General features: G+C 65.7%; 8 protein-coding genes and 1 pseudogene. 3 read left to right on the top strand and 6 right to left on the bottom strand.

Features of this window, described 5'->3' with window-relative positions:
- Positions 1 to 441 (top strand): class I SAM-dependent methyltransferase (locus A8G08_RS09295; protein ID WP_157108478.1); only part of this gene is annotated, 441 nt, incomplete at its 5' end.
- A gap of 81 nt (positions 442 to 522) precedes the next feature.
- Here A8G08_RS09295 and A8G08_RS27425 read toward each other — a convergent pair.
- Both A8G08_RS27425 and A8G08_RS09290 read right to left on the bottom strand, forming a co-directional pair.
- Positions 523 to 681, bottom strand: a complete 159-nt coding sequence (locus A8G08_RS27425) for a type II toxin-antitoxin system antitoxin (protein ID WP_169823289.1) — start codon at positions 679 to 681, stop codon at positions 523 to 525.
- A gap of 3 nt (positions 682 to 684) precedes the next feature.
- Positions 685 to 1,536, bottom strand: a complete 852-nt coding sequence (locus tag A8G08_RS09290; protein ID WP_068273081.1) for an SPFH domain-containing protein — start codon at positions 1,534 to 1,536, stop codon at positions 685 to 687.
- 160 nt (positions 1,537 to 1,696) lie between these two features.
- Here A8G08_RS09290 and A8G08_RS09285 point away from each other — a divergent pair, with 160 nt between their 5' ends.
- A complete protein-coding gene (locus tag A8G08_RS09285) occupies positions 1,697 to 2,083 on the top strand; it encodes a VOC family protein (protein WP_068273086.1) in 387 nt (128 codons plus the stop codon).
- A gap of 49 nt (positions 2,084 to 2,132) precedes the next feature.
- Positions 2,133 to 2,846, top strand: coding sequence for a hypothetical protein (locus tag A8G08_RS09280; RefSeq protein WP_084436066.1), 714 nt, complete (start codon positions 2,133 to 2,135; stop codon positions 2,844 to 2,846).
- A gap of 22 nt (positions 2,847 to 2,868) precedes the next feature.
- Here the strand turns inward: A8G08_RS09280 and A8G08_RS09275 are convergent, their stop codons facing one another.
- The 4 genes and pseudogenes from A8G08_RS09275 to A8G08_RS27065 all read right to left on the bottom strand — a co-directional run.
- Complete coding sequence (locus tag A8G08_RS09275) at positions 2,869 to 3,621, bottom strand: amino acid ABC transporter ATP-binding protein (protein ID WP_068273083.1); 753 nt, start codon at positions 3,619 to 3,621, stop codon at positions 2,869 to 2,871.
- 29 nt (positions 3,622 to 3,650) lie between these two features.
- Positions 3,651 to 4,619 (bottom strand): amino acid ABC transporter permease, encoded by a 969-nt coding sequence (locus tag A8G08_RS09270; protein WP_068273079.1) that lies wholly within the window; start codon positions 4,617 to 4,619, stop codon positions 3,651 to 3,653.
- A 43-nt stretch (positions 4,620 to 4,662) separates the two neighbouring features.
- Positions 4,663 to 5,583: an ABC transporter substrate-binding protein gene (locus tag A8G08_RS09265; RefSeq protein WP_068273077.1), complete on the bottom strand. Its 921-nt coding sequence runs from the start codon at positions 5,581 to 5,583 to the stop codon at positions 4,663 to 4,665.
- Positions 5,584 to 5,745: 162 nt separating this feature from the next.
- Positions 5,746 to 5,916: pseudogene (locus tag A8G08_RS27065) on the bottom strand (isocitrate/isopropylmalate family dehydrogenase); the annotation flags it as partial.

Below are 5,916 nucleotides of genomic sequence, written 5' to 3'. Positions count from 1 at the left end.
TCGCTGCCCTTCGCGGACGACTCGTTCGACGCGGTCTGCTCGGCGTTCGGCGCGGTCCCCTTTGTCACCGACTCGGCGCGGGTGATGCGTGAGGTCGCGCGGGTGCTGCGCCCCGGCGGCCGGTGGGTGTTCGCGGTGAATCACCCCACGCAGTGGATCTTCCCGGACGACCCCGGCCCGGTGGGCCTCACGGCCTCGATCTCGTATTTCGATCGGACGCCGTATGTCGAGCGTGACGAGGACGGGGTGCCCACCTACGTCGCGCATCACCGCACGATGGGCGACCGGGTCCGCGAAATCGTGGGCGCGGGGCTCGTCCTCCTCGACATCGTGGAGCCCGACTGGCCGGAGTGGCTGACCGCCGAGTGGGGCCAGTGGAGCCCGCTGCGGGGCGAGATCGCTCCCGGCACAGCGATATTCGTGTGCGAACTGCCGGCGTAGTTCCCACTCGCCGCGCACGCTTTCGGGTCGCCGCGCACGCCTGGGCGTGCGCGGCAACCGCAATAGGTGCGCGCTGAGGCGCTATCGACCTTTCGGTTTGCGCCCGGCATCGTCGAGTGCTCGCCGCAGCGCAAATTCGATCTGGGCGTTGACACTGCGCAAATCGTCCGCCGCCCACTTCGCGATCGCATCGTAGACGGCAGGGTCGAGGCGCAGCAGCAGCTTCTTACGCTCGGCCACGACTCAGCCGTACAGCGTCCCGGCGTTGACGACGGGCTGCGTCGCCCGGTCGCCGCACAGCACCACAAGCAGGTTGGACACCATCGCGGCCCGACGATCCTCGTCGAGTTCGACCACACCCTGTTCGGAGAGCCTGTCGAGGGCCATTCCGACCATCCCCACCGCGCCCTCGACAATCCGGGTCCGGGCGGCGACCACCTGAGCGGCCTGCTGGCGGACCAGCATGGCCTGCGCGATTTCCGGGGCGTACGCCAGATGAGTGATCCGTGCCTCGATGACCTCGACGCCGGCAAGTTCGGTGCGGTCGCCGAGTTCTGCCGTCAGCTCGGATGCGACCTCGGCACCGTCACGCAGGCTCACGCCGTCGGTTTCGTGCGAGTCGTACGGATGGGTGGTCGCAAGGTGGCGCACCGCGGCCTCGGACTGGATGGCCACGTACTCCTCGTAGTCATCGACGGCGAAAGCGGCCTTGCCACTGTCGATCACCTTGTAGACCACTACTGCGGCAATCTCGACGGGGCTACCAACGGCGTCGTTGACCTTCAGCTTCGCGGTCTCGAAGTTGCGCACCCGCAACGTGATCGACCGACGGATCGTGAGCGGGAAAACCCAGAAGAATCCGGCCGCCGACACCGAGCCGACATAGCGTCCGAAGAACTGCACAACCTTGGCCTCGTTCGGATCCACGACGGTGAATCCCGACGCCGCAACGAGGACCAGCACCCCGAGGAAGGCCGCCACGCCGATCACTATCGGATTCAGTGTCACCGCCACCGCCACTGCGGCGACCGCCACGACAACAACGAGAACCGCCACCACCGCGAAGCCGTTCCACCGAAATGCCCGCTTCTCCATCACGCACCACCTTGCTATCGAAGTGATATCACTAAGATAGCACTGGATCATCCGGCGGAATCAGGTCGCGTCGTCGAGGCGCAAGTTCACCCACGGCGGCCAGATGACCGGGCTAGATTCGTACCCATTCACCGAGAAGCCGACGCCGAGGAAGCCGATCGTGAGCACATTGACGCCGTACCTGTGCGTAGCCGACGCGCGGGCCGCGATCGCCTGGTACACCGACGCGATGGGTGCCGAGGTGACCTACGAACCGATCGTGATGCCGGACGGCCGTATCGGCCACGTCGAACTCGCCGTCGGCGGCGCAAGCTGGATGATGGCCGACGAGTTCGAGAGCGCGGGCGTGGCACCGCCCGATCCCACCCGGGGCAGTTCCGTCTCATTGCATCTCACCGTGCCGGATGTCGACACGCTAGCGGCGCGGGTAGTCGCGGCGGGCGTCGCGATGGACCGCGGCCCGGAGGACAGCGAACCGGCGGGTCGGGTGGCTACGTTTCGAGATCCATTCGGGCACAGGTGGTTTCTCAACACGCCGGCCGACTGAGTCGCGAAGCCAGGGCAGTACGACCGTTAGCGCGTCGGGAAGGACCGACATGCAGACCGAAACAGTGGTGATCGATCGGATCTTCCGCGGACCCCCGGAGTCGGCGAACGGCGGCTACACGAGCGGCCTGCTCGGCACTCGGCTGCCCGGCGTCACTGCGACGCGCCTTTTCCGGCCGCCACCCCTCGACCGCGAATTGCGGATCGACATCGACACCGACGGCGGGCGGCTCATGGACGGCGAATCCGTCGTCGCCGAGGCACGTCCAGGCCAGATCGATGGTGAACCCCCCGACCCGCCGACCTTGGGCCAGGCTCGTGCGGTGATCGCCAATCATCCCATGTACCAACAGTTCCACCCGTTCCCGGGCTGTTACGTCTGCGGTCCGGACCGGCAACCCGACGACGGATTGCGGATCTTCCCTGGCCGCCTCGGACGGTGGGACTCGGTAGCGGGCGTGTGGCAGGTCTCCACCACCCTCGCCGACCACGATGGCCGAGTTCCCCCGATCTTCATCTGGGCGGCGCTCGACTGCCCTTCGGCGTTTCCGCTCGACACCACCGAGGGCAAGTGGATCGTGCTCGGCAGCCTCACCAGCGATCTGCGGCGGGAGGTACATCCCGGCGCGGAGTACATCGCCAGTGCCTGGAACATCGCCCGGGACGGCCGCAAGCACTTCTCCGGAAGCGCGATCTTCACCGTCGAGCACGAGTTGGTTGCCCAGTCGCGCGCGGTGTGGATCGAGATCGACCCGGTCCCCTAGGTGTGCGAGAGCCTGGACCCAGTCAGAGCAGCTTGGACAGGAACAACTTGGTCCGCTCGTGCTGCGGATCGTTGAGCACCTGCTTCGGCTGACCGGCCTCGACAACGACGCCGGCGTCCATGAAGACCAACTGGTCGGCGACCTCGCGCGCGAAGCCCATCTCGTGGGTGACGACGAGCATGGTCATCCCGGCAGCGGCCAGCCCGCGCATCACGGCGAGCACTTCGCCGACGAGTTCCGGGTCGAGCGCGGACGTCGGCTCATCGAAGAGCATCAGCTTGGGCTCCATGGCCAGCGCCCGCGCGATCGCGACGCGCTGCTGCTGGCCACCGGACAACTGGGCCGGATACGCGCCAGCCTTGTCCACCAGACCAACCCGGTCGAGCAACTCCATAGCGCGCTCGGTGGCCGCCTTCTTCCCCACGCCCTTTACCTGGGTCGGCGCCTCGATGACGTTCTCCATCGCGGTGCGATGCGGAAACAGGTTGAAATGCTGGAAGACCATGCCGATATCGCGGCGTTGCTTGGCCGCCTCGCGCGGCTTCAGCTCGTAGATCTTGCCGCCCTTCTGGCGATACCCGACGAGGTCGCCATCCACATAGAGCCGGCCGGCGTTGACCTTCTCCAGGTGGTTGATGCAGCGCAGGAATGTCGACTTGCCCGAGCCGGACGGACCCACCAAACACAGCACCTCACCGCGCCCGACCTCGAGCGAGATGCCCTTGAGGACTTTCAGCGCGCCGAAGTTCTTGTGCACCCGGTCCGCCTTGACCATCGGCACCGCGCCGGACTCCGCCTCAGTGGTCACTTACGCTCCCCTCCCGGGATATCGGGACCGCCCTCGCTGCGCGGCTGGATCACCACCGGCTTGCCCTCCGCGTCCGCGAGTGCCTGCAACTGTTTGCCGGTGAGCTGCCGCGAGATTCCCTTCGAGTAGTACCGCTCGAGGTAGTACTGCCCGATCATGAGGATGCTCGTAATCGCGAGGTACCAGGTCGCCGCAACCATCAGCAGCGGGATCGGCTGGAAGGTGACTCCCGAGATATCGCGCGCGCGGCCGTACAACTCGGTACTCAGCGGGACCGCCGTGACCAGCGACGTGGTCTTCAACATGCTGATGAGCTCGTTGCCGGTGGGCGGAATGATCACCCGCATCGCCTGCGGCAGCACGGTGCGCCGCATGGTCTGCGACCACGACATGCCCAGTGCCGTGGACGCTTCCATCTGGCCCTCGCCGACCGAGTTGACGCCGGCCCGGACGATCTCGGCCATGTATGCGGCCTCGTTGAGACCGAGCCCGATCATCGCGAACAGGAACGGCGCCTGCAGCGACTGAATATCGAACTGCGCGAATTGCGTTCCGAACGGGATTCCCACATCGATCGTCTTGTACAGGGAGGGGAACAACCCCCAGAACACCAACTGCACGTAGACGGGCGTGCCACGGAAGATCCACAGATACACCCACGCCACCGACCGCAGGACCGGATTCGGCGACAGGCGCATCACCGCCAGCAACACGCCGAGCACGATCGCGATCGCCATCGAGAGAATCGTCAGCTCGATCGTGGTCACCGCGCCAGAGCTGATCCGCTGGTCGAACAGATACTGCCAGTAGACATCCCACGCGAATGCGTCGTTGGTCGCAGCGCCGTACAAGAACAGCGCCACCAGCACGATGACGACGGTCGCAGCGATCCAGCGGACCGGGTGTCGCAGCGGCACCGCCTCGATCGCGTCGCCTTCGGTCGCCGAATCGAGTGTCTGTGCCACGGCTACTCCTGTTCGGCCGTAGGTATTTCGGCGGAGTGCGGAGTCAGCTCACCGCGCCGTTGATCACCGACTGCTGGATCGTGCCGGCCTGAACACCCCAGTTCTCGGCGATCTTCTGGTAGGTCCCGTCATCGATCAGGTGCTGAACAGCCAGCTGCAGCACCGGTCCGAGCGGGGAACCCTTCGCGACGGCCCAGCCGTACGGCGCCGAGTCGAAAACCTCACCAGCCGGCGCGAGCTTGCCGTTGCTCTGCTTGATCGCGTAGGCGGTCACCGGCGAATCTGCCGACATCGCGTCGACTTTGCCGAGTACGAGTGCGGTCGTGGCATCGTCCTGCCGGTCGAACTTGATCTTCTGGATCGGCGGCTTGCCGGCGGCGACGCATGCCGCACTCTTCGCCGGAATCTCGTCGGTGTCCTCGATGGTCGTGGTTTGCACGGCTACCCGTAAGCCGCAGGCGTTGTTCGGATCCACCGAACCGCCGGCCGGCTGCGCCCACTGGATGCCGGCGTTGAAGTACGTCACGAAGTCGACGCTCTGTTCGCGTTCCTTGGTATCGGTGAACGAGGACATGCCGAGGTCGTAGGTGCCGGCCTGGATGGCCGGGATGATCTTGTCGAAGTCCGATTCTGTGTACACCGGCGTGACCCCGAGTACCGCCGTGACGGCGTTCATCAGGTCGACGTCGAATCCGACGATTTTCCCGGATGGATCCTTGAATTCGTTCGGCTGGTACGGCGTATTGACGCCGACTACGACCTTGTTGGCGCCCTTCACGCGATCGGGTAGCTGCACCGCGATTTCGTCGACCTTGACGACGTCGATCGAGACAGTCGAAGTCGCTCCGCCGGAGGACTCGTTTTCGGTATTGCTTGTGCAGCCGGCGAGTACGAGAGCACCACCGGCGACCAGACACAGCGTGCGTACGAATCCGCTGCGGGCGAACGTCGAACGACGAGACATGGCTCCTCCAGCCCTAGACCCAGCTAAGCGGTCGGCAGTGGATCGTTCGCCCGAATCTATGCGAGCGGAACAGGCACCGCTGACGTCGTAACGGAACGTTAATCGGTTGCCGTGGGTGTCGGGCCGATATCGGCCAAGGCCTTTTACCCTGCTACCAGCGCGTTATCTGCGATGGACGCGTGCAAGGACCTGCTCGGTGAACTCGCTGGTCGAAGCGAGGCCGCCGAGGTCTGCCGTCGCGACGCCCGCCTCGAAGGTCGCCGCGACCGCATGTTCGATCCGCGTTCCCGCGGCCGGCCATTCGGAGCGACCGTCGCGCTGCCCGAACCAGCG

Source organism: Aldersonia kunmingensis (genome assembly GCF_001646865.1).
In the GTDB taxonomy this organism is placed as follows: Bacteria; Actinomycetota; Actinomycetes; order Mycobacteriales; family Mycobacteriaceae; genus Aldersonia; species Aldersonia kunmingensis.
Note: the sequence above shows the minus strand (reverse complement) of the source record. Positions and strands in the feature narration are given on the sequence as shown.